The following is a 23,832-nucleotide window of genomic DNA, read 5'->3' as shown; positions in this document are numbered from 1 at the left end:
ATCCCGGTCTGATGGGTAGGTTGCCTACGTGTTACTCACCCGTCCGCCGCTCGGGTTTGAGGAGCAAGCTCCTCAATCCCGCGCTCGACTTGCATGTATTAGGCACGCCGCCAGCGTTCATCCTGAGCCAGGATCAAACTCTCCATAAATGGACAGCTCATCTGAGCTCGGTCGATACATTCAGTATCATCTTTGCGTGTTGTGTTGTTCGCCTCAACTTTGTGCTCCCATATAATAGAAGCTTTGTTCGGAATTAAACGTTGACATATTGTCATTCAGTTTTCAATGTTCTCGTTTGTGTTTCGTTTTTAAATCACTCTTACAACTATACTCGAGCTGTTTCATAAATGCAAGTGTCAATTTTACACTTTCAATTTTTCTTTTCGATGTCGTTTGTTGTAATCAGTGTTTTTAGTGCCGCCCTTAAAACAGCGACTTTTAAATCATACCAAGCTTTCAAATCGTAGTCAATAGTTTTTTAAAAAAACTTTTTTCGTTTGACCTCGCTTGTTTAAGTTCGCTTAAATTAGCGACTTTTATATAATATCAAGCTTTTAATCATTCGTCAATACGAATTATTAATTTCTTGTAAATTCCTTAACAGGTCATTAACTTGTTAAGAATGTAATTATTAGATTATCATATATATGTTATTATGTATATAACAATTTTTGAGGTGAAATAATGGAGAGAAAAACCAATAAGATCAAACGTATCAGAGGCTACGCCCTGGCAATGGTGTTTGCCGGACTTATCATAATGTACCTTGGAGTCTTCTTCAGAGAGATCCCGTGGCTATTCGGTTTATTCATACTGATCGGCTTCATACCTATGGTACTTTCTGTAATCATTTATTTCTGGGTCGGTGTAATCAGCGCCAGAGTGATTACTGTTGAATGCCCCAACTGCGAGCGTCCGACCAGAATTTTAGGCAGAGTCGATTACTGTTACTTCTGTAAGGAACCTCTGACTATAGATAAAGAATTGGAAGGCGAAAAATTCAATCTGGACTATAATGTTCAACATAGAAGAGATAAATTCTTAGAAGAGAAGAAAAAAAAAGAAGACCAGTAAATACTGGTCTTCTTTTTTTTATTTTAATTATACTATCTGCATTCCGGACACAGTCCGTAAATTTCCAATCGGTGGTGGCTGACATCATATTCCGTGACAGCCCCTGCCAATTGTTCCACTTCATTTAAACCCGGATAATGGAAATCAGTGATCTTTCCGCATTCGCTGCAGATGATATGGTAATGTGTATCCGTTACAAAATCAAAGCGGCTGGAAGCATCTCCGTAAGTCAGCTCCTTGACCAACCCTGTTTCTTTAAATAATTTTAAATTATTATAAACAGTTGCTACACTCATGTTAGGATATTCACTTGATAAAGCTTTAAAAATATCATCAGCAGTTGGGTGCTCATCCGACTGAATCATGAAATTCAATACCGCTTTACGTTGAGGCGTAATTCTGACGCCTGTTTCTTTAAGCGCATCAATAGATTCATCATAAATCTTATCCACATCTATCATCTTCATAATGATACCCACTTTCTTTAACTAAACTACTGGTATTAGTATCATTGTACTGAATTCCAAAATTGTTTGTCAATCAAGACTTCTTAATTAGTTTAATATCCCCTCTTGTTATCAATTACATTTTCCATCTTACTGTAGTCATCGATATGTTTTAAATTGTGTTCGAATATATCAAACGCTCTCTCAATATACCCGCTCGTCTTGGATGAAGCATGCGGTGTGATTGTCACATTATCGTATTTATAGAACGGGCTGTCCGGCGTGAGCGGCTCATCGTTGAAGACATCGAGTATGAGCTGTCCGATTTGTTTCTCTTCCAGAGCATTGAACAGCACTTTATCTTCCGCAATGTCTCCACGCCCGATATTGACAAATATACTGTCGTTTTTCATCGCTTCAAAATGTTTTTCAGTGATCAGACCGACAGTCGCTTCCGTACTAGGAAGGATATTGATCAATATATCCGCCCCGTCTATATGACCTATCAATTCATCCAGAGGATACGTTTGGTCGAAACCTTCGACTTCCCTCCCGTTGGTATTATACCCTATCGTCTCTACACCAAAAGCCTGCAGCACTTTTGCCAGATGGCTGCCTATGCTGCCTGTGCCGAGAATATGCGTGCACTTGCCGTAAAGTTCAGTAGTGAATGCTTTTTTCCTCCAGTGTTTAGCTTTCTGGTCCTCATACAGCAGATTGAAATCTTTATAATGAGAAAGAATCAGTCCAATCGTATACTCTGTCATCTGTATTTTATGAATACCGGTTGCGTTAGTAATCAGCACATCTTCCAGTTTATCAAGCGGCATCATCTCAAGCCCGGCACTCATAACCATAATCCATTTAAGATTTTTAAACTCAGGCACATGCTCTTCTGTCATGTCCGTACCGTATGTCACAAAAATCTCTGCCTGCTCCCGTTCTTTTGCAGTCATTTCTTTTGAACGGACATGTTCATAATTCGCCTGAGGTAAAACTTCTTTTATACCGGCAATCATTTCATCCGGCAGTCTAATAGTAGAAACTATATTCTTCATCTGACTATACCTCTTGTAAAAATGCTTTTAAATCTTCTGCGTGAGCCTTCGCCTTAACATTATCCATACGTTTAAGTATATTGCTGTTTTCATCTACAACAAATGTTGTACGGACAATCCCCATTGACTCTTTGCCGAATGCCTTCTTCAATCTGTAGACATCCAGTTCTTTCGCCAGTTCAAAGTCTTCATCAACCAGCAGATCAAAGTTCAAATCGTGTTTTGCTATGAAGTTCTGATGTTTCTTTTTTGAATCTCCACTCACACCATACACCGTCACATTCAAATCTTTTAAATCATCCATTGCATCTCTCATATCACAAGCTTGTGTTGTACAGCCGGGTGTATTATCTTTCGGATAAAAATAAATTACTGTTACATCTTTTAAATCTTCATTAGATACTGTTTCACCGTTCTGGTTTTCGAGCTTAAAATTCGGGAACTTATTCATAACAATCTATGCCTCCATATATTATAGTTATCATTAATGATACAAAACTAATTATAATCCGACAAGAACTTCCGATTTACTTAAAAGCATACACCGTTTATGTTATTATATCTAATGAACAAATTGATATTAAGAGGATGAAATAGAATGTTTACACACAAGAATTCAGAAGCACTGCAAAAGTCCGCTGACGATATCATACTTGGTGGTGTCAACTCCCCTTCACGCTCATATAAAGCTGTCGGTGACGGCGCCCCGGTAGTAATGGATCGTGCAGAAGGCGCATATTTCTATGATGTTGACGGAAATAGATACATTGATTTCCTGAGTGCCTACGGCCCGATTATTACAGGTCATGCACATCCACGTATACACGAAGCAATCGTAGAACAGAGTGGACGCGGCATACTTTACGGTACGCCGACAAAGCTGGAAATAGATTTTGCAAATAAAATCAATGAAGCTATGCCTTCACTCGAGAAAATCCGCTTTGTCAATTCCGGAACAGAGGCAGTCATGACAACAATCAGGGTTGCCAGAGCATATACCGGACGAAACAAAATAATAAAATTCGAAGGCTGTTACCACGGCCATTCGGACCTGGTGCTTGTCGCGGCAGGCAGCGGCCCGGCACAACTCGGCACCCCTGATTCAGCGGGTGTACCAGAAGGTGTCGCACAGGACATGATTACCGTCCCGTTCAATGATATCGACTCATTGAAAGAAGCAATTGCGTACTTCGGAGATGAAGTTGCTGCGGTAATGGTGGAACCGATCGTCGGAAACTTCGGTATTGTTGAACCTTTCGAAGGATTCCTCGAGGAAATCAACGAAATCGCTCACGATAACGGCTCACTTGTCATATATGATGAAGTGATCACCGCATTCAGATTTATGTATGGCGGTGCGCAGGATTTGCTGAAAGTCTATCCAGACCTCACTGCCATGGGTAAAATTATCGGCGGCGGTACACCGATTGGTGCATATGGCGGCAGACAGGACATAATGGAAAGTGTCGCCCCGCTTGGACCGGCCTATCAGGCAGGTACCATGGCAGGCAACCCATTATCGATGGCTGCAGGTATTGCATGTCTTGAAATATTAGAAAAACCCGGAGTTTATGACGCACTCGACCGTTTAGGACAAAAGCTGCAGGAAGGCTTCGACAGTCTGATTAAAAAGTATAATATTCCTGCAAACACTTCCCGTCTGTCCGGGGCACTGACAATTTTCTTCACGACTGAAAAAGTAACGAACTATCAGGCAGCAGAAAACACTGACGGCGAATTGTTCGCGAAGTTTTTCAGAGGACTCATCAACCGCGGCATCAATATTGCACCGTCCAAATATGAAGCCTGGTTCCTGACAACGGCGCACACAGAGGAAGACATAGAAGAAACGTTACAAATTGTAGAGGATGTTTTTAAATATGACTTTTAGGAGATGGTGCCATGCGTTTTGGCGCTCGAGTATTTAAAACCGGATTAACCGTAGTACTCACATTATTCATCACACATCTCTTTGGGCTGGAGCCCAGCCTCATTGCGGGCATCGCAGCAGTATTTGCACTTCAACCGAATGTTCACCGCTCAGCGGTAAGAACCTGGGAACAGTTTCAGGGAAATGCTTTAGGTGCTGTTGCAGCCATTATAATGGTTTTATTATTTGGTAATAACGTCATCGTTATTGGCCTGACTGTTATTCTTGTTCTGGCAACACTTTTATTTTTCAACTTGCAAAGTGTTTCAACTCTCGCAGTGGTCACAATGATTGCGATTATGGATGCCCCTCAAATCAGTGAAGCAGGAGCGACAACAGTCGACTTTCTTGAGGCGGCGGGGATAAGATTTTCACTCGTAATGATCGGGGTATTATCATCATTACTGATCAACCTGGTGTTCATCCCGCCTAAATACGAGACGAAAATGTATCACAACTGTTTTAATATCACGACAGACATCTTCAAATATATACGCTTGGAACTCAGCAACATGAGCGAGTATCAAATAGTAAAAAAAGATATCGAATCCATCAGAGAACGTGTCGTCAGACTTGAAACAATGTACTTATGGTTCAGGGAGGAACGTTCATTATTCAGAAGAGAACGTTTTGCAGATGCCAGAAGAAAAATCTTATTCAAACATTTGATTTCATCCACAAGGCGTGCATTCGAACTACTTCGTAAGTTCAACCGTTTTGAAAACAACTACAACCACCTGGATGAGGCGTTTCAAAACAGAATCCGCTTTGAACTCGAGTATTTAATGGGCTTCCATGAGCAGATTTTCATGAAATTCACGGAGAAAATAAAACCGAATGTAACAAATGAAGGCATTCATGAGAATCTTTACGAAACTTCTTTAATGGATGATTTCATCAGACATTATAATGAAGCTGAAACAGAAGAAGAAAGACTTCAATATACAAGTATTATGGAAATACTTTCTTCATTATATGAATACGCAAATTCGCTTGAACGTATCAATCGTCTGGCTGACAGTTTCTTCAGATTCCATTCCAAGAAAAATAAAATCAATATCCAGGACGAAACTATGGATATTTAATAAGAATATGAAAAACCCTGAGTGGATTCACTCAGGGTTTTTCATATATTTATTAGGAAGTACTATGGAACTTTCATAAAAGATTCAAGTTAGCTCAAAGCTCTTATTGCCTATACGCCGTTCAGTCAAATTAAATCACTGATTCCAAAATCATTAAAACAGTTCTTTTCTCCCTTTACAGCGCCCCTTCCGGCAGACAATCCCCAATCTCTGCCGGCAGGTGCTGCGGCACTGTAAAATCCTTTTGTTTTGATTATTCAAACCAGGTCATTTTTTTCAACTTTTCTTGAATCTTTCTATAAATCTATCTTAGCGAATTCCAATCTATATAATCAATACATTAATGATATATTACCAATATCAAAATTAGATTGTTATACTATACTGCAGTTCAAGAGCCTTTATGATACATATTGCCAACGGCATATTTATGCACTTCTTTTGCTGCTTCACGCCCTTCTTTGATCGCCCACACAACCAGACTCTGTCCACGCCTCGCATCACCTGCAGTAAACACTTTTTCATGGTTTGTTTTATAAGTTATATCATCTGCATGAATCTTATTGTTTTCCATCCTGATATTAAAGGCTTTGGGGAGCTCACTCTCGGCGCCTTCAAAACCAATGGACAGAAGCACCAAATCTGCCTTAAAATATCTCTCCTGATCTTCCATTGTCATATTAGTCAATTTCTGCTGCCCTAAAACTTGAGTTTTAACCCCTTTCAAATCACCGATGAAATCTACATCATAAGCCATTGTCTGTACGCCGTACGCTCTCGGCTCGACGCCGAATTTCTTTTGGTACTCTGCATGGGAGTAATCCAGTTTGAAAGTCTTCTTCTCCAACGGCCATGCAGGGTTGCCCTCGATTTCATCAGGCAGACGATCATATTTATTGAGTTGGAATACGGATTTACAACCTTCGCGAAGCGCCATTGCTACACAATCTGCTCCCGTATCTCCTCCGCCGATAACAACAACATGCTTATCTTTTGCCGTGATTGAAGGTGAATTTTTCTCGTTTAACTGAATTTTCGTCTGCTCCGTCAAATAATCCATCGCAAATTTTATATCTTGGCTCTGGCGGCCTTCAAGTTTTAGATCTCGCTGCTTTCTGGCTCCCGATGCTATGAGGATGGCATCATATTCTGCGGTCAGTTCATCCGGGGTGATATCTTTACCAACATCCATATTACATATGAATTTGATGCCTGCATCTACCATCAATTGTATGCGCGTTTCCACCAGCTTTTTATCAAGCTTCATATTGGGTATACCATATCTTAATAATCCTCCCGGTCTGATATCACGTTCGTAAACATCCACTCTGTGCCCCCACGTATTCAATTCCTCGGCTGCGGTGAGACCTGCGGGGCCGCTGCCGATAACCGCAATTCTTGTTTTTAAACGATGCTTCGGTATTTTCGGCTGTACCCATCCCTCTTTGAAAGCTTCGTCGATAATTGTCCGTTCTATACCTTTGATGGCTACAGGGTCTCCACTGATTGAAAGTACACAGGAGGACTCGCATGGTGCCGGACAGACCGTACCTGTAAACTCAGGAAAATTATTAGTTTCTGACAATCGGTGGAATGCTTCCTTGAAATCCCCTCTGTAAACGAGATCATTCCATTCTGGTATATAATTACCGATAGGACAGCCGATTGTTTCTTTGCCTGCACTCGAACCCGTCTGACAGAATGGTGTGCCGCAGTCCATACATCTTGCCCCCTGCTCACTCGCATCATCATTACAAAACCTATGCTGATAAGCATCATAATTTTGAATTCTGTCTTCTAAACTTTCTTCTTTCTGGCTTTTGCGTTCATATTTTAAAAAACCTTTGAATTCTCCCATATGCCAGAACCCCTCTCTTAATGAATATTCATACTTTCAAGTACTTCTCTATCAATAACCTCTGTTCCATAAAATGCATTCAGTTCGGCATCCCGTTTCGATTGATCAGAGCGGAGGCCGTATTGAATTCTTTGCTGCATCACTTTAAATTCGACAGGTATCACTTTAATGATCTGAAGTCCGCCTTTTTCTAACATATCTACCGCTGTATCGGCTTTTTGACTGCCGGTAAAAAACTTTTGTGCATATAATAAATTTCTTACTTTATCGATTTCTTCAGGGTTCTCGGCATAGCTTATTTCTATCGCTTCAGTATTCATATTCAGTTTATTTTCCATCAATGAACGATCATTGATGATATAAGCAATGCCCCCACTCATTCCTGCAGCAAAATTTTTACCAATATCTCCAAGTATCAACACTCGACCGCCGGTCATATATTCAAGACCGTGGTCACCGAGACCTTCTACAACGACATCTGCCCCGCTGTTTCTGACACCAAAGCGCTCACCGGCAGTACCGTTGATAAATACCTGTCCAGATATTGCACCGTATAGACAGACATTCCCTGCAATGATTTCATGACTGCGGCTGATATTTGGAGCTTGCAGGATGATGCGCCCGCCTGACAGTCCCTTGCCGACATAATCATTCAAGTCTCCTGTGTGATGCAGCGTCAGTCCCTGAGGGATAAAGGCCCCATAACTCTGGCCGCCACGACCGGACGTGTTCACTTTATAATAATCATGCGCCAGTTGTTTCATACCGAATCTGTCAGTAATCATACTGCCGAATCTCGTTCCTATATTTCTGTGTCTGTTCGTTACAGGATATGTCGTTTCCTTACTTTCACCTTTTTCTAATTCATCGATGAATTCAGGTATGATATTGGTTTCATCAAGGGAATGTTCAAACGGATGTTTCTGGTTCTCACTTTTAAATCTGTCTCCTTCAACCATCGTAAGGATAGGCTGTAAATCGAGGTCACTCATACGATGCTGACTCACTCTCGCTTTGTCTATTTCAAGATGATCGACGTTGCCTATCAGTTCATCCATCGATTTCAAACCGAGTTCACTCAGTATTTCCCTGATATCCTCTGCAATAAAATTCATGAAGTTGACGACATGATCGGCCTTACCGCTGAACAGCTTTCTCAAATCCCCATTTTGGGTTGCGATGCCGACCGGACATGTATCTTTATGGCAGACTCTCATCATGATGCAGCCCAACACAAGCAGCGGCGCAGTTGCAAATGCAAATTCTTCTGCACCGAGTGCAGCCGCCATGGCAACATCACGACCGGTCATTAATTTACCATCCGTTTCTATCGTCACTCTTGAACGAAGCCCGTTCAATACCAGTGTCTGGTGCGTTTCTGTCAGACCAAGCTCCCACGGCAGACCGGTATGTTGAATGCTTGTCATGGGTGAGGCACCAGTCCCCCCGTCGTAACCGCTGATGACTATTTTATCCGCATAGGCTTTTGCTACCCCGGCAGCGATGGTACCCACACCGTCCTTGGCTACAAGTTTGACAGATATATCCGCTTTTTTATTGGCATTTTTCAAATCATGGATCAGCTGAGCCAAATCTTCGATACTGTATATATCATGGTGCGGCGGAGGTGAAATCAATCCGACACCCGGTGTTGAGTTTCTTGTTTCAGCAATCCATGGATATACTTTTTCACCAGGCAGCTGACCGCCTTCTCCTGGTTTAGCGCCCTGTGCAACTTTAATCTGTATCTCTTCTGCGCTGTTCAAGTATTCACTGTTTACACCGAAACGTCCGGATGCCACTTGCTTAATTGCACTGTTATAATTACTGCCATCCATATTCAAAGTGGCACGTCCAGGGTTTTCTCCACCCTCTCCACTGTTACTTTTTCCGCCTATTCTGTTCATTGCTTCTGCAAGTGTCTGATGTGCTTCCTCTGATAGAGAACCGTAACTCATCGCTCCCGATTTGAATCTCTTCACTATATTTTCTGCAGGCTCAACCTTTTCCAGTGGTATCGTTTTCCCATTTTTAAATTTCAATAGATGTCTGATACTGGAATGATGGTTTTCATTCATATAATTTTTGTACTCATTATATTTATCTCTGTCATTAGCCATACAAGCTTCCCTCAACATCCTTATCGAAGTCGGATTGATGACGTGATGTTCTCCCTGCTGCCTCCACTGGAATTTACTGCCCGATTCCAGATACTCCAGTCTTTGATTCTGCTGCTCTTTAATATTCAGATTAAGATCTTCTATGGATAAACCGCCAATTTTCGATACAGCACCGCCGAAATATTTCGACATTAATCTTTTGGATAATCCCACAGCTTCGAAAATTTGTGCACCATGATAACTCTGTACTGTTGAGATGCCCATTTTAGCCATCACTTTGATGAGCCCTGCAGTCAGACCATCATTGAACTGCCTGACAGTCTCCAGATCACCGTCAGTGTACTGGAGCAAAGTTTCCTGAGCGATATAAGGGTCTATAGCATTGGCACCGAAGCCGATTAAAGCTGCCACATGATGAACTTCACGCAGTTCAGCGGATTTAATGATGATGCTTGTTGAAATCCTTTTATCCGCTTTGATGAGCGCCTGATGCACAGCGCTTGTAACAAGCAGCGGCGGCATGACATAGACACTTTCATCTTCCAATATGACTTCGTCCGTCAGTAGAATAACACCATATTTATCCGCAACCAGCACAGCCTCTTCCATCAGGTTGTCAAGCGCCTTTTCAAGACTGCCATTGTATGTGATATCGATTTTTTTAATCCCAAGAGCTTTGACATCGTTCCTTTCATATACACTGTTGTCAATGACAGGTCCTTCCAGCTGGACTCTGTCCGTTACATTTTTACCGGGGTTCAAAAGGTGACCCTCTCCGCCCAAATAAGTGATTTCGCTCGTTACTATCTTTTCCCTGTATGAATCGAGCGGCGGATTGGTCACCTGTGCAAAGTGCTGCTTGAAATAATCGAATAATGATTTTGTATGATGGGACAAAAATGCCAGGGGCATATCAAAGCCCATTGCACCGATGGGATCTTTCATTTCAGCAGAGAGTGGTGTCATATATTTTTCGATATCTTCTTTTGTATAGCCGAATCTGACCAGAATCGACTGAAGCTGAACATTATCCAATTGACTTCTTTTGTACTTGAAATCTCCACCTGAGTCTTTACGAGTTTTTTTCACCCATTGGCCGTATGGTCTTTTCGATGAGATGGCATTTTTCAGTTCATCATTTTCAACAATCCTCGAAGTTTCGAAGTCGACCAGAAGCAACTTCCCCGGGCTCAACTGTCCTTTATAAATTATTTCCTGCTCGTCTGCATCGACGACACCCACTTCTGATGAGTAGATGATCTCATTTTTATCAGTGACGTAATATCTTCCCGGCCTCAGTCCATTCCTGTCAGTCAGTGCACCAATTCTATGGTTATCGCAAAAACTGATCATTGTCGGTCCATCCCATGGTTCCATGATATAACTGTAAAATTCATAGAAATCTTTCACAGCAGGATTATCATATCCCTGATATTTCCACGGCTCTGGTATGAGGATCATTGCAGCCTCTTCCGGAGGCATGACAAGACTCATGAATTCAAGAACATTGTCGACCATGGCAGAGTCACTGCCGTCATCATCAATGATTTCTGAAATTTTCTCCCCTTTTTCTCCGTAAACATCCTTCAACCATTGACTCGTACGCGCCTGCATCCAGGCAGCGTTACCTTTAATCGTATTGATTTCCCCATTATGCATCAATAATCTGTTTGGATGCGCACGTGCCCAGCTGGGAAAAGTATTTGTGCTGAACCTTGAATGGACCATACCAAATTTGGAAACATAGCCGGGATTCTTAAGATCTATATAAAAATCTTTGATCTGCTGAGCTCTCAGCCACCCTTTATAAACAATGGTTTCATTTGAGAATGACGAAACATAATGTTCAACCATATTGTCTTTCAAATTTTGCTCAATCATTTTTCTCAAATAATAAAGATCCAGCGTTTCATGACATTCCGTAATGACCTGGATAAAACCCGGCATCGTCTGTTGGACATGGTCGGCTAGCGCACTTTCATCCACCGGAACTGTTCTGAATGCAATCAATTTTTCATTTTCATCATTAATCGTTCTTTCAACAATCATTTTAAATTCATCAAGAGATGTACCGGACTCCAACATGTACATGCCTACGGAATAGCGGCTGAACTCAGGCAGCTCAGAATACTCCTCTTTCAGTAGATCATGAGGAATCTCCGTCATTATTCCTGCACCGTCACCTGTCATTCCGTCTGCGCCGATACCACCCCGGTGATCAAGTCTGGTCAACATTTCCAAAGATTTCAGTACAATGTCATGAGACCTTAAATTATCCATATTGGCATAAAACCCAATGCCGCAGGCATCGTGTTCATTTTTGGAGTCATATAGTCCATACTGGTCAGTTTTTTGATATAAAGACATTTCTGGCACCTCTTTCATCTGAATATTTTTACAATTTTATATTATCCATATTCTTCCCTATACAATCAATATATCAATGATATAATATTAATATCAAAATAAGATTGGTAGTGATTTTATGGAGATAAAACAATTATTGTATTTTACAGAGACCGCACGACTGCAGCATATGACAGAGGCGTCACTCGTTTTGAACGTGGCGCAATCAGCACTGTCAAGACAAATCGGTCTGTTGGAGAATGACCTGGGAATTGAATTGTTTAAAAGGGAAGGCAGAAATATAATACTTACTGAAGAAGGAAAAATATTTTATGAAGATGCCTTAAAAATATTAGCAGTTGTCGATAAGACAAAAGAAAAGATTTCAGAGAGTAAGAAAGCGGATGCGCAGACTTTGAACATTCATATTACTAAATCTGACATGACCACAAAGGTGCTTCATTCTTTTCAAAATCTTTTAGTGGAAAATCCTGAAATTGATTTTAATATCCAGAAGAGTGACGAAAGCACAATAGAACAGAAGCTTTTGGACCACACTCTCGATATTGCAGTTTCAACGAATAGGTACGCCAATGAAAATATCAATAATGCATTATTATTTGACCAGAACTACTACTATATATTCCGTGAAAGTGCTGAGACCAATTTACCGATCAAAGCCTCTTTAAATGAATTCGAAGATTTATCCTTAGTTACGTTGGATGCGGTGATGAATATAGAAAGTCAATTTAAAAAGTCTTCTGTTTTAAATATTAATGATATTGCAATCATACAGTACTTGCTGATGCACCATAACCATGTCGGCATACTCAGCTTTGATGAGACCAAAATATTGAAGCATAATTACCCGAATTTTGTCGTGCACAGTCTGGAACACTTGAATATCAGACAACCTCTATATGTAAATATACTGAAAAATAATGAAAAATCTTTTGTTCATAAATTGTATAACCAGCTGAAAAATGAATTCAGTACTTTGAAGAGTCGCATGATGAATTAAAAAAAGAGCGCAAAATCCATTGGATTTTGCGCTCTTCATATTATTGCCAGCCATTCCCAAGTCCGGCTTTTCCTTTAAATCTGCTGACATGCGGATTACCTTCCACGATGAAACGATACAGATAATCGACTGCTTCTTCTTTATTATCTATACCGATTCTCGGTGTCGCTAAAATGTTTTTTGGTTTTCTACCGTGTCTGACAACGAGTGATTCGTTGTTCAATTCCATACCGTTGTGCGCATTTCTTGTAATACCGAGAGATTTCGTCAGCTTGCCCGGTCCGTCTGTCAGATTGATATCGCGTCCGCGTCTTTCTTTCATGATATCGATACCCATATTCGGTTCGATGCCCCGGATCAAAACCCCTTCCGGTTCACCGGCTGTCGTTAAGAAGTTCATGCAGTTATGTCCATGCATGCTGTAAACATAAATGTGACCATACGGTTTATACATCATTTCGTTTTTCTTATTCTTCTTTCCTCCGAAAGTATGGGCCGCTTTGTCTCCAACACCCAGATAGGCTTCGACTTCAGTGATGAAGCCGCTGGTTATATGACCGTCGATCTTTGTTATGATTTCCAGTCCCAGCAGCTCTCTTGCCGCTTCTAAAGTGTCGTGTTTCATAAACTCTATATCCACATCAGATTGAAAATTATCTGTCATAAATAATCACCTTATAAATTTTGAATGCTGTAAAGATCGAAGTACTGTCCTTTTCTGCGCATTAACTCCTCATGGGTACCTGACTCCACTACCTCACCGTCACTGATAACGTGTATTTTATCAGCATGGGTCACTGTAGACAGTCTGTGTGCGACGATAACAGTCGTACGCTCCGCTGACAGTTCAAGCAGTGTATCCTGTATAATACTTTCACTTTCAAGGTCAAGTGCACTGGTCGCTTCATCCAATATTAATATCGGTGGGTTTTTCAGGAACACACGCGCTATTGCTATACGCTGTTTCTGGCCCCCGGATAATTTGACGCCGCGTTCGCCGACTTCAGTATCATAGCCATCTTCAAGCATCATGATGAAGTCATGGGCATTCGCATGTTTCGCTGCCTCCACCACTTCTTCATCAGTCGCATCCGGACGGGCGAGCAGAATATTTTCCCTGACGGTTTCAGAGAACAGAATATTCTCCTGCATGACGATACCTATTTTATTTCTGAGTGAAGAGGTCGTCACATCTTTAACGTTTGTCCCGTCCAGAGTGATTTTACCTTCAGTCACATCATAAAATCTTGGTATCAGATTGACCAGTGTCGATTTTCCGCCGCCGCTCATTCCGACAAAAGCAACGGTCTCGCCGCTGTTGATTTCGAGGTTCATCCCGTTGATGACCTGACGGCCGTCTTCATTATATTTGAATCCGACATTTTCAAACTCCAGATTGCCGTTCGTCGTTTCAAGCGCTTTGGCATCGGGTTTGTCTGTGACATCATACTTTGCATCAAACAGGTGGAACACACGGTCCATTGACGCAATACTCTGAGTCAATGCCGTTGATGAGGACACCAGACGGCGTAACGGTCCGTATAATAAATCCAGATAAGCGATGAATGCGGCCAGTGTACCGACGGTCAGGTTGCCCTGTATTACCTGATAGGCGCCGAAACCGATCACAAGGAGCGGTCCGATATCCGTAATCGTGTTTACAACCATGAAGCTCCGTGCCGTCCATTTTGCGTGAGTCGTCGCTTTATTAAGGAAATTACCATTTCTCTTATTAAAACGGCCCGCTTCCGTCTTTTCGACAGCAAAACTTTTTATGACATTGATGCCTTGGATTCTTTCATGCAGATACCCCTGCACTTCTGCCAATGCCTGAGAACGGTTGCGCGTCACTTTGCGCAGACGGCCGAAGAAATACCACACTCCGAAAATATAGAACGGAAAAATAATCATGGCCACAAACGTCAATTGTCCATGAAGACTGAACATGATTGTCAGAGCAATCAGTATTGTCGCGAGATCCAGCCAGATGTTCATAAGTCCTGTCATAATGAAATCTTTAGTCTGCTCTACATCGTTGATGACACGCGAGATGATCTCCCCGACCTTATTATCCGAATAATACTTGGCACTCAGCATCTGCAGATGCCCATATAATTTTTTACGGATATCATATAATATTTTGTTGCTCGTCCATTGGGCGAGATACTGCCTGAAATATTCCACCGGCGGTCTGATAACCACAAATATGAATGCGAACACCAGCAGAATCTGAACGAGCATTGTCATTCTCTCGTCCGCCGCCAGCCCCTCCGGCATGATAATATCATCGATTGTATATCTGATCAGGAGCGGGGTTAATAATGGAATACCAAATTTAAGTATACCGATAATGATCGTTAGAAATATCAGCCACATATATGGCCTGACAAATTTTAAATACCTTCTTATCAAATGACAATCCTCCTTATACATTCGAAAAACCAATCAACAGTCACGTTGATTGGTTTAGTACGACTTAAAGTCACTGTTGAAGCGATGCTGCCAGACTTTTATAAAGTCTGGTGCAAACGGCCCTTTTTTGTGTTCGATCCATTGCTGTAAGATATCGACGTTCCTTCTGAGAATGACATCGATATCTTTGGAATAATTCATCCGGCTCTTATGTAACTGGTATTCATCTTCATCCAGCAGATGGTATTTACCGTCCGGATATACTTTAATATCCAGATCATAATCTATATATTTTATCGCTTCCCCGTCATAGGCGTACGGTGAAGATAGATTACAATAATAATAAACCCCGTCTTCTCTGAACATACAGATTACATTGAACCAATATTCAGTATGGAAATATACAATGGCCGGCTCCCTCGTCACCCATGTTCTTCCATCACTTTCTGTTACCAGAGTGCGGTTGTTACCACCGATGATTACATGGTCCGTGCCTTTTAAAATCGTTGTTTCTGACCATACACGATGCATTGAGCCATCGTGTTTATAACTTTGAACCTTTACCTTGGTTCCTTCTTTTGGTATGGATTCTACACCCATATTCCACACCACCTCGAGAGTTAATACTTTTATATTATAACATAGGGGCCACCACTTTACAGTTCGTGGAATTCATCTGTCGTAAATTTCCTGAAAATCTTCTTCATCGCAGTACTCATCGGCAGTTCATGCACTTCATTCACCGGCACGAAATATTCATTTTTGGAAGTCGTATGCAACAGATAACTTTCCATGTACCAGATTTTATGCGTGAATACATGTTTATCACTGCCTATATAGATGCGTTTGTCATCCAGTTTAACGTCCAGTTCTTCCTCGATATTTTCAATATTTGTATCCACATCATATTTCGGAAGCTCGTACATGCCCTTCAGCAGATCGCCCTCTTGCTTATAGATGAATATCTCCTGTTCATCATTAACGATGAAATACACGTTATAATATTCTTCCTTTTTCTTTGTTTTCTTTTTCTTGATTGGATAATTGTTAACGGTGTTGCTTTTGAAGGCTTCACAATGTTGCTGGACCGGGCACATGATGCACTTCGGTGTCCTTGGTGTACAGATCGTCGCGCCGAGCTCCATTAGAGCCTGATTGAAATCCCCGGCTTCGAGCGGAATGATTTCTTCTATATTTCGTTTCACCGACTTTTGTACACTTGCTTTTGTCATATCCCGGCTGTCCTCATTCAACCTTGACATCACCCGGAGCACGTTGCCGTCGACGGCCGCCAGCAGGTGATTGAAGGCAATGCTCTGGACAGCACCGCCGATATAGGGTCCGACACCTTTCAAGTTAAAGAAATTCTCCGGATTATCCGGGACTTCGGCATTATAATTTTCTTTTACATCTTTGATTGCGCTGTGGAAATTACGTATTCTGTTATAATACCCGAGCCCCTCCCAGTCCTTAAGGAGTGCCTGTTCATCAGCATCGGCCAAATCCTCTAAAGTGGGATATTTTGTTATAAATTTTGTAAAATAGGGAATAACAGTAATGACTTGAGTTTGTTGCAGCATTACTTCACTTAACCATATTTTGTATGGGTCAGTGGTCCTTCTCCAGGGCAGATCCCTTTTATTTGAGTGATACCATTCGAGTAAGCTATTATTAAATGTTGAAGACTGTAACATACTGACTTTCCTTTTTAAAATATTTTTTCAACCATATTATACAGAGTGGAGGCACAAACTATGGATACTCTTACACATACATTAATGGGCGGGACTTTGGTCGGTCTGGCCACCATAGACCCAAATATCGATGCAATTTCAGCAGGATTCATTGCAACAGCAGTCGGTGCATCTTTAGTGCCTGATATCGACACAGTGATGAAGATGAAAAATAATGCTGTATATATTACCCACCACCGCGGCATCACCCACTCTTTGCCGTTCACTTTTCTAATATGGCCTGTACTTTTGACCCTGATTGCGCATTTCGCTTTCGGCCTGCCATTTTTAAACACTTATTTGTGGGTCCAGCTGGCTGTATTTCTCCATGTGTTCGTCGATATATTCAATTCGTACGGCACACAGGCGCTGCGGCCGCTCGATAATACGTGGATACAGCTGGGAACGATAAACACGGTGGATATTCCGATATTGATCGTCCACGGTCTTTATTTCGTCCTGTGGTTTATAGGTTTTTCACCTGTCGCATTGTTCTTTGCAATGTATGCTTTCCTTATACTATATTATATCACCAGATATTTTATGCAACGATTCCTGATCAGGAAAGTCCATAAACAGCTGCCGAATGAAAAGGTCATACGCACCTTCGTCATGCCGACCCTGCACTTTAACCAGTGGCGGATCATTGCAGTGACCGAAACTGCCTATTATGTCGGCCGAAGTTTTCAGAGCAATATTATATTCTATGACCGCTTCAACCGGGAAGACTATCTGCCCAATGAAATTTTCATGGCAATCAAACATGATAAGAATTTCAAGGCATTCACATTCTTCTCGTCCATCTACCGCTATGAACTGACATCCCTGGATACAGAGACATTTGAACTGCGGTACATTGACCTGAGATATTTAAAAGAAGGCCATTATCCTTTCGTGTGCATCATGCATCTGGATAAAAGAACGTATGAAGTCAGCCACAGCTACACAGGCTGGGTATTCACAGAAGATAAACTGCAGAGGAAACTGCTGGATAATTAGTTGAAACTGACAAAATTTAAACGACAGGCGGGCATATGCTCACCTGTCGTTTTTATCGGTTTCTGGATTTTATTTTTTAACGGTTCTGAAGCTACGTCATCTGCCTCTTTTTATTGAAATCATAAAACGTAAATTTCATCTTGTCATACAGTTTGAATATCCATAAGTACAACAGTGCCATCTGCGCAAAGAACAGCACATCGTGCGGCAGGCGGTTGACACTCCACGCGATATCGATCGAATTGGTCTGCAGGCCGTTCACCACATAATAGAATGGATTCAGGCTCAGCAGATTGTTCAGTGCCGTCGGCAGTTGCTCCGGCAAATAGACGACCGGGACAACGAGAACGAGTATGACGAATACGATGACATTGAATCTGTAGTTCGGTGAATCCGTCATCAGGTAAAATAAAATAAACGGCACAATGAGCAAAAGCCCCAAAATGATGTAGTACAGCATCGTAAATATATTGATCATCCAGTCATCCACCGCCAGCGCGACGATTGCGGAATTCACCACTGTAAATAAAGTGAATATGAAAGTTTGAAATAGAATCGTCGGCATGATTCTGTAGAAGATGGAAATGTATCTGATCTTCACGATTGAATCTTTTGCGAACACGATATTCCAATTCAATACGACCATGCTGAACAGCCAGATCGTTGTCATCAGACCGATGACGAGATATAAATATCTGACCGCCTCAACGTCCGTCAATGTCAGTCCGCCGATGACTAAAAACAGTCCGCAGATGAAGTACATCAACAACGGGGTCAGATTATGAAATTTAAAATTCTGAACCTGATATGAAAAGTGTCTGATTAAATAGTTGAGCTTTTGTTTCATAATGACCTCCTTAACGGTTGATGTACACCCAGTTTTCGTTTGCTCCATCCAAAATCATATAGCCGTCTTCCACTCTGAAAACCTGCTGATTGCCTGTCAGACCATAGTCATCAAGGAGACCATCTATATCGGTTGCAGGGAAGGTGACGGATATGACCCGGTCATTTCTGAAGTGATAAGTGATTGGTACCCCCGGCACTTCCCCATGATAATCATCCCCCTGCAGATTAAATGATTCTGTTACTTCCTCCGCTTCACGATTCAGCATTCTCGTATAGAACTGATCGCTGTCTCTGAATGTACCGTCCGCATACTGCAGCAGTTCATCAAATGAAGTTTCCGTATATAAGCTCGCGGGATTGAAATAAAGAAGTTCGGATTCATCCACTTCATGTTCTGTTTCATTTACAACGACTGTATAACTGTCATCGCGGATCTCTACAATATCGACCATACTGAGATATGGTAATGTTTCACCGCCAATTTCCAGCGTTTCATCAAGAACAAGGCCGTAGACGAAACTTTCTATACCCGCCTCTTCTTCCATCGGTACCGTTTCTGTTTCAACTGCAGTGCTGGTGCCTCTGAAATTGATATTCATAAATATCACTGCAGAAGATGCCATAATGATGAACAGCAGTACGAGTGACACGATAATGCGTCTGATGCTGAGCTGATCTATCAATGATGTCTGCTTCTTGCTCAGTCTCTGCATATTGTGTTTGTAGTGTGCATACTCCGATATGTTCCTCTTCCATTGCAGGTCAAACAGCGCTTCTTCGTCCACGTTTTTAATCTGGCTCTTATCTTTTAAATACTTGTTATAGTAAGCAATGCCTTTTTGAACGCCGCCTTCATAGCGGACCTGACCATAACTCAGCCACAAAAAGTAGTTGGACAGCCCTTTTATCATATCGACATCCGTTTCAAGCAGCATGACGCCCTTGTCGGCTTTTTCAAATGCCGATACAGTCTCTTTGAAACGCACTCTGTTGCCGTCTGACAAGTGGTTGCTCATATTACAGAAAATAAAAATATCCGCTTCGATATATGTAGATGCCTCCATTAATACTGAAGCCATCTCGGTCCGTGTCAGAGTGTCGATATTCTTATACCATAATCTTTTGAAAAAAGGATTTTCATTCAGTTCTTTAAGGCTCTCATCCACTTTTTGAGGGCTCATATACTCATCAAACAATTCACTTAAAAACATTTGGACCTGGTGTTTATTCTGAACATGATCCATCACATCGAGTGTGGCAATGACCGCATCAGACTTCACTTTACCGGTCTTCGGCTGGATTGTGCCCGTAATCATATCCTTTAAATAATAAAGCGTTTCATAGTCGCTTAAAACACCCAGCACTTCTCCCCTGTATAAAGTGAAGGAAACATCTTTTAAGAGCAGATGTTCATCCCTCGCCAATATACGTTTTCCTAAGTGTAGGGACTCTTTCGCATATGAGAGTTCCTGGCCTCTCAGCAAAATGATATCTTGCATAATTTATCCTTTCCGCTTTAACTGAAGCATGCTTACAGGGATACCGGTTTCTTTTTCTTTGCCGCCGATAAAGAAGCCCCATGCAAAAACACCTTTAATGTATTCCACTTTGAAGTAGTGATCTTCATTACTGACAATTTTATAGATTTTGCCCTTTTCAATCTGGCTCAGATCTATCAAATAGCTTTCGGCAATCAACACTTGTCTTTCATTGACGTAATACTCATTTTCGATACCCATCATTTCAGCTTTTCTCATCGCTTCACGTTTTTCGCCAATATATGCTTCTATTTCACGTCTCGTCATCGAACGCAGTGGTCTCATCTGTCATCTCACCTATCTTTTTGTGAATCAAATCGTAACTGTAACCTTTTCTGAGCAAGGCATTAGTCAGTCTTTGTTTTAAATCAAAACTTGTGTGCTTACTGCTGTATCTTCTGAACGCCTTTTCGAAATCCTTCTCAAAATAGGGCGTTTCATCAAAGTCATCATCAAAATCTATCATATCGAAATGCTCTTTATAATAGCCTTTGTTCATCAGTTTCTGCTGAAGTTTTAAGGTAAACTGCTTTTTTGAACCTTTGTACTTCTTGAATTCTTTCCCTTTGATTTTATTCATTCTTTCAGAATCTATCAAATCATTGAATTCACCAGTTTTACGCCTGATGATGTCTTCATCGATTTTGTGTTTCTTAAGTTCCATTTCCAAAAGTTTCGGGCCTTTGTCAGAAGTGTTCAGCATCGTATTTTTAAGCGCTTCGCTGTAGAGTTCATCGTTGACATAATTTTCATCCATCAGCCGGCCGACAACTTCTTTGACTACATATGATTCGTATTCTTCATCCAAATAATTTTGGATTTCATGTAAAGAGCGTATTTTATAACTGATATATTTCAAGGCCGCAACGTAAGCATGATCATACTGTACAGCCTCAAAAACCTCTTTCAATTCATCTTCGGTCATCTGACGGTCGCTGATCAGACGGTGACGAATGATGGATTCTTCATGTACAGTCATTTTATCACCATTTGAAAAATCCACATCATATAAACCATTTTTACGCCGTGTAACTTTGTCGATCTTAATCATATCCATCTTAATCGCCTCTTTTAAGTAAAACAATCGAAAAAGAGAGGAGAATCTATATCCCCTCTCCACTCTTAATTAAAATATATTATATTTTTCTATTCAATGCTTCCTCAGGTGTATCCACCTCAACTGACGATTTTCCGGGGAATGCTTTGTTCAGATAGTAACCTAGAACAGCTGCGAATCCCAGAATAGCAACAGTGAATGCTATTAATACTAATAACATCATCAAATAACTCATGAAAGCCCTCCTAACAAAGTCATCATAATCCACATTACCTATATTTTATCATAAAATGCCGTATATAGTGAACAGTATTTTATATCACTTAAATTGACCAGTTACCTTTTACAAATATCGGAGTTTCGCTGCCTTCTGCATCTACACCGTAAATGTTCAATTCAGCGCTGCCGATCATAAAGTCGACATGTGTGATCGAATCATTCAGTCCCGCTTCTGAAAGCTCTTCCCGGGACATGTCTTTTCCGCCGTCCACACTGAAACCGTAGGCACTGCCGAGTGCAATATGGCAGGATGCGTTCTCATCGAACAGAGTATTGAAGAATAAAGTCCCAGTATTGGAGATCGGGGAATCATCCGGCACCAGCGCCACTTCCCCGAGATACTTCGCACCTTCATCCGTATCAAGCAGATTTTTAAGCACATCTTCGCCGCGCTCTGCAGAATAGTCCGTGACTTTGCCGTCCTTGAATGTCAGTTTGAAACCGTCGATGATATTGCCCCCGTAGCTTAAAGGCTTCGTATTGGATACATAGCCGTTCATACCTGTTTTCTTCGGTGCTGTAAACACTTCTTCAGTCGGCATGTTGGCCATGAAGCTGACACCGTTCGAATCTTCGCTGGAAGCACCTGCCCAAAGATGTTTTTCAGGCAGTTCCATCGTGAAGTCCGTCCCCGGTGCTTCGTATCTTAATGCATGGAAATGACGGTCATTTAAAATATCCACCTTTTCATGCAGTGATTCATCGAGTGCTTTCCACGCCTCAACCGGGTCGTCATTGTCGAGTCGCATCGTATAGAAAATGAGGTCGAGCAGTGCATCCACAGCATCTTCATCAGTTTTATCCGGGAATACTAGCTTTGCCCATTCGGCAGATGGATACCCGGCCACACACCAGCTGTGATAATCAGACTGGATGCGGTTGGAGTAATCCTTGAACGCTTTGCCTGAAGCGATCTGCATGGCCTGAAGCTTTTCAGGATCCACACCTTTCAACAGTTCAGGTGATGAGGAAGTGATGCTTAAAAAGGCCGCCTTCTCATCCGAATAATACATGCGTTCATCAATGACCCACTGCGGTACGCGGCTTGCCTCCCCGATGCTTTTATTTTTCGCGTGAAGCCGGGTCAGCTGATCATCCTTTAAATTAACCTTGACGTCTTTCGCACCTTTTTCATAAGCTTTTTCGGTAACGAGACGTATGAGCGGCAGTGCATCCACTGAAGCATTGATGCTGACCCGCTGGTCTTTTTGTACATTCAGCCCTACTTCCACGAGAAGTGAGGCATATTTTTCCAACTTAGACATGAATAAATCTCCTTTTATAAAAAATCATTTTCTCAATTTGGACAGTTCATCAAGAATTGCCGTCTGTTCCATCGCACTGATATCGTTTCTTGACGTCAGCATTTTGTGATAATCTTCTATTTCTTCCTTCTGACTGTCATCAAAATCCTCCGGCTTGAGAATACCTTTATTAACAATTTTTAATTTTTGTTCTATTTCTTTCAACATAGTCTCTTTATCCAAGATACTTGTCCTCCTTCAAATTTATACATAAATATATAGTATCAAATAATACTAAACTTGAGTAATATAAATAAAAAAACGGATATATTTTGTACATAAGTTTACAAATGATTTAAAATGGATATATCACATATAAATACCTTAAAGGAGATTTTACATTATGAAGAACAAATTGATCCCTGCAATTTTAATTGGAGCCGGTATTGGGGCACTGGTCAGCTTGATTGATAAAAGTACTCGTGAGTCAGTAATCAGCAGTGGCAAGGACGTCGGCTACTACGCTAAACATCCTGATGAAGCGAAAAATAAATTCCAAAACACGTCAGGACAGCCGTCCAAGTTTGAACAGCTGAAAGATGAAGTTCTATTCTGGAAAGATACTGTTGAACAGATCAGAAGAGAAAATCCTGAATTGGAACAGTCCATCATGGATGCAAAAGATACTTTTATGAACAAACGCGAACAGAAAAAATTGAAATAAGTAACAAATCTATAAAAGGACTGACCGAGGTTGGTCCTTTTATTTAAATGAGGTGTTTA

Annotated in this window: 22 protein-coding genes and 1 rRNA gene; 6 read left to right on the top strand and 17 right to left on the bottom strand. The window is 41.3% G+C overall.

The features are described 5' to 3' along the window. Positions 1–149, bottom strand: a 16S ribosomal RNA gene (locus BO48_RS12610); the annotation flags it as partial. Between the two features lie 535 nt (positions 150–684). Between BO48_RS12610 and BO48_RS12605 the strand changes: the two genes are divergently transcribed. Then, the gene (locus BO48_RS12605) at positions 685–1,074 is read left to right on the top strand and encodes a DUF2614 family zinc ribbon-containing protein (protein ID WP_496367811.1); all 390 of its coding nucleotides are present in this window, start codon (positions 685–687) and stop codon (positions 1,072–1,074) included. A 32-nt stretch (positions 1,075–1,106) separates the two neighbouring features. Here BO48_RS12605 and perR read toward each other — a convergent pair whose 3' ends face one another. The 3 genes from perR to bcp form a co-directional block, all read right to left on the bottom strand. Continuing rightward, entirely contained in the window at positions 1,107–1,535 is a 429-nt protein-coding gene (gene perR / locus BO48_RS12600) for a peroxide-responsive transcriptional repressor PerR (RefSeq protein ID WP_496367815.1), read from the bottom strand. A gap of 98 nt (positions 1,536–1,633) precedes the next feature. Next, the gene (locus BO48_RS12595; protein WP_496367809.1) at positions 1,634–2,578 is read right to left on the bottom strand and encodes a D-2-hydroxyacid dehydrogenase; all 945 of its coding nucleotides are present in this window, start codon (positions 2,576–2,578) and stop codon (positions 1,634–1,636) included. A 4-nt stretch (positions 2,579–2,582) separates the two neighbouring features. Continuing rightward, the gene (gene bcp, locus BO48_RS12590) at positions 2,583–3,029 is read right to left on the bottom strand and encodes a thioredoxin-dependent thiol peroxidase (RefSeq protein WP_496367807.1); all 447 of its coding nucleotides are present in this window, start codon (positions 3,027–3,029) and stop codon (positions 2,583–2,585) included. A 147-nt stretch (positions 3,030–3,176) separates the two neighbouring features. On the opposite strand from bcp, the gene BO48_RS12585 reads away from it, so the two are divergent. Together BO48_RS12585 and BO48_RS12580 are read left to right on the top strand one after the other, a co-directional pair. Then, positions 3,177–4,469, top strand: coding sequence for a glutamate-1-semialdehyde 2,1-aminomutase (locus BO48_RS12585; protein WP_496367805.1), 1,293 nt, complete (start codon positions 3,177–3,179; stop codon positions 4,467–4,469). Positions 4,470–4,480: 11 nt separating this feature from the next. After that, positions 4,481–5,593 (top strand): FUSC family protein, encoded by a 1,113-nt coding sequence (locus tag BO48_RS12580; RefSeq protein ID WP_496367803.1) that lies wholly within the window; start codon positions 4,481–4,483, stop codon positions 5,591–5,593. A 391-nt stretch (positions 5,594–5,984) separates the two neighbouring features. Here the strand turns inward: BO48_RS12580 and BO48_RS12575 are convergent, their stop codons facing one another. Both BO48_RS12575 and gltB read right to left on the bottom strand, forming a co-directional pair. Continuing rightward, positions 5,985–7,451: a glutamate synthase subunit beta gene (locus tag BO48_RS12575; protein WP_496367801.1), complete on the bottom strand. Its 1,467-nt coding sequence runs from the start codon at positions 7,449–7,451 to the stop codon at positions 5,985–5,987. Positions 7,452–7,468: 17 nt separating this feature from the next. Further along, positions 7,469–11,938: a glutamate synthase large subunit gene (gltB, locus tag BO48_RS12570; protein WP_496367799.1), complete on the bottom strand. Its 4,470-nt coding sequence runs from the start codon at positions 11,936–11,938 to the stop codon at positions 7,469–7,471. Between the two features lie 118 nt (positions 11,939–12,056). On the opposite strand from gltB, the gene BO48_RS12565 reads away from it, so the two are divergent. Then, on the top strand, positions 12,057–12,938 hold the full coding sequence (locus tag BO48_RS12565) for a LysR family transcriptional regulator (protein WP_496367798.1): 882 nt from the start codon (positions 12,057–12,059) through the stop codon (positions 12,936–12,938). A gap of 40 nt (positions 12,939–12,978) precedes the next feature. On the opposite strand, the gene BO48_RS12560 is transcribed toward BO48_RS12565, so the two are convergent. From BO48_RS12560 to mutY, 4 genes are read right to left on the bottom strand one after another with little or no spacing between them, the layout of a single operon-like run. Continuing rightward, complete coding sequence (locus BO48_RS12560; protein WP_496367797.1) at positions 12,979–13,602, bottom strand: DNA-3-methyladenine glycosylase; 624 nt, start codon at positions 13,600–13,602, stop codon at positions 12,979–12,981. Positions 13,603–13,613: 11 nt separating this feature from the next. Continuing rightward, on the bottom strand, positions 13,614–15,350 hold the full coding sequence (locus BO48_RS12555) for an ABC transporter ATP-binding protein (protein WP_496367796.1): 1,737 nt from the start codon (positions 15,348–15,350) through the stop codon (positions 13,614–13,616). A 54-nt stretch (positions 15,351–15,404) separates the two neighbouring features. Then, positions 15,405–15,950: a nucleoside tri-diphosphate phosphatase gene (gene ntdP, locus BO48_RS12550; protein ID WP_052254446.1), complete on the bottom strand. Its 546-nt coding sequence runs from the start codon at positions 15,948–15,950 to the stop codon at positions 15,405–15,407. 56 nt (positions 15,951–16,006) lie between these two features. Then, a complete protein-coding gene (gene mutY, locus BO48_RS12545; protein ID WP_496367795.1) occupies positions 16,007–17,044 on the bottom strand; it encodes an A/G-specific adenine glycosylase in 1,038 nt (345 codons plus the stop codon). Positions 17,045–17,104: 60 nt separating this feature from the next. Between mutY and BO48_RS12540 the strand changes: the two genes are divergently transcribed. Further along, entirely contained in the window at positions 17,105–18,082 is a 978-nt protein-coding gene (locus tag BO48_RS12540) for a metal-dependent hydrolase (RefSeq protein ID WP_496367794.1), read from the top strand. 91 nt (positions 18,083–18,173) lie between these two features. Here the strand turns inward: BO48_RS12540 and BO48_RS12535 are convergent, their stop codons facing one another. From BO48_RS12535 to BO48_RS12505, 7 genes are all read right to left on the bottom strand, one after another. Then, positions 18,174–18,929, bottom strand: coding sequence for a hypothetical protein (locus BO48_RS12535; protein ID WP_496367793.1), 756 nt, complete (start codon positions 18,927–18,929; stop codon positions 18,174–18,176). Positions 18,930–18,939: 10 nt separating this feature from the next. Next, positions 18,940–20,430 carry a hypothetical protein gene (locus BO48_RS12530; protein WP_496367792.1) on the bottom strand — a complete coding sequence of 497 codons (1,491 nt, stop codon included), beginning with the start codon at positions 20,428–20,430 and terminating at the stop codon, positions 18,940–18,942. 3 nt (positions 20,431–20,433) lie between these two features. Further along, positions 20,434–20,754 (bottom strand): YfhH family protein, encoded by a 321-nt coding sequence (locus BO48_RS12525; RefSeq protein WP_496367791.1) that lies wholly within the window; start codon positions 20,752–20,754, stop codon positions 20,434–20,436. Further along, complete coding sequence (locus BO48_RS12520) at positions 20,723–21,526, bottom strand: RecX family transcriptional regulator (protein ID WP_496367790.1); 804 nt, start codon at positions 21,524–21,526, stop codon at positions 20,723–20,725. The genes BO48_RS12525 and BO48_RS12520 overlap by 32 nt, the downstream gene beginning before the upstream one ends. Positions 21,527–21,605: 79 nt before the next feature. Beyond that, positions 21,606–21,761: a hypothetical protein gene (locus BO48_RS12515; protein WP_496367789.1), complete on the bottom strand. Its 156-nt coding sequence runs from the start codon at positions 21,759–21,761 to the stop codon at positions 21,606–21,608. Positions 21,762–21,849: 88 nt separating this feature from the next. Continuing rightward, complete coding sequence (locus BO48_RS12510) at positions 21,850–23,070, bottom strand: aminopeptidase (protein WP_496367788.1); 1,221 nt, start codon at positions 23,068–23,070, stop codon at positions 21,850–21,852. Positions 23,071–23,094: 24 nt separating this feature from the next. Then, positions 23,095–23,292, bottom strand: a complete 198-nt coding sequence (locus BO48_RS12505; RefSeq protein WP_496367787.1) for a DUF1128 family protein — start codon at positions 23,290–23,292, stop codon at positions 23,095–23,097. 160 nt (positions 23,293–23,452) lie between these two features. Here BO48_RS12505 and BO48_RS12500 point away from each other — a divergent pair, with 160 nt between their 5' ends. After that, a complete protein-coding gene (locus BO48_RS12500; protein WP_496367786.1) occupies positions 23,453–23,773 on the top strand; it encodes a YtxH domain-containing protein in 321 nt (106 codons plus the stop codon). The last annotated feature ends 59 nt before the right edge of the window (positions 23,774–23,832 follow it).

The sequence above is a fragment of the Lacicoccus kunmingensis DSM 17847 genome (assembly GCF_059568765.1).
Note: the sequence above shows the minus strand (reverse complement) of the source record. Positions and strands in the feature narration are given on the sequence as shown.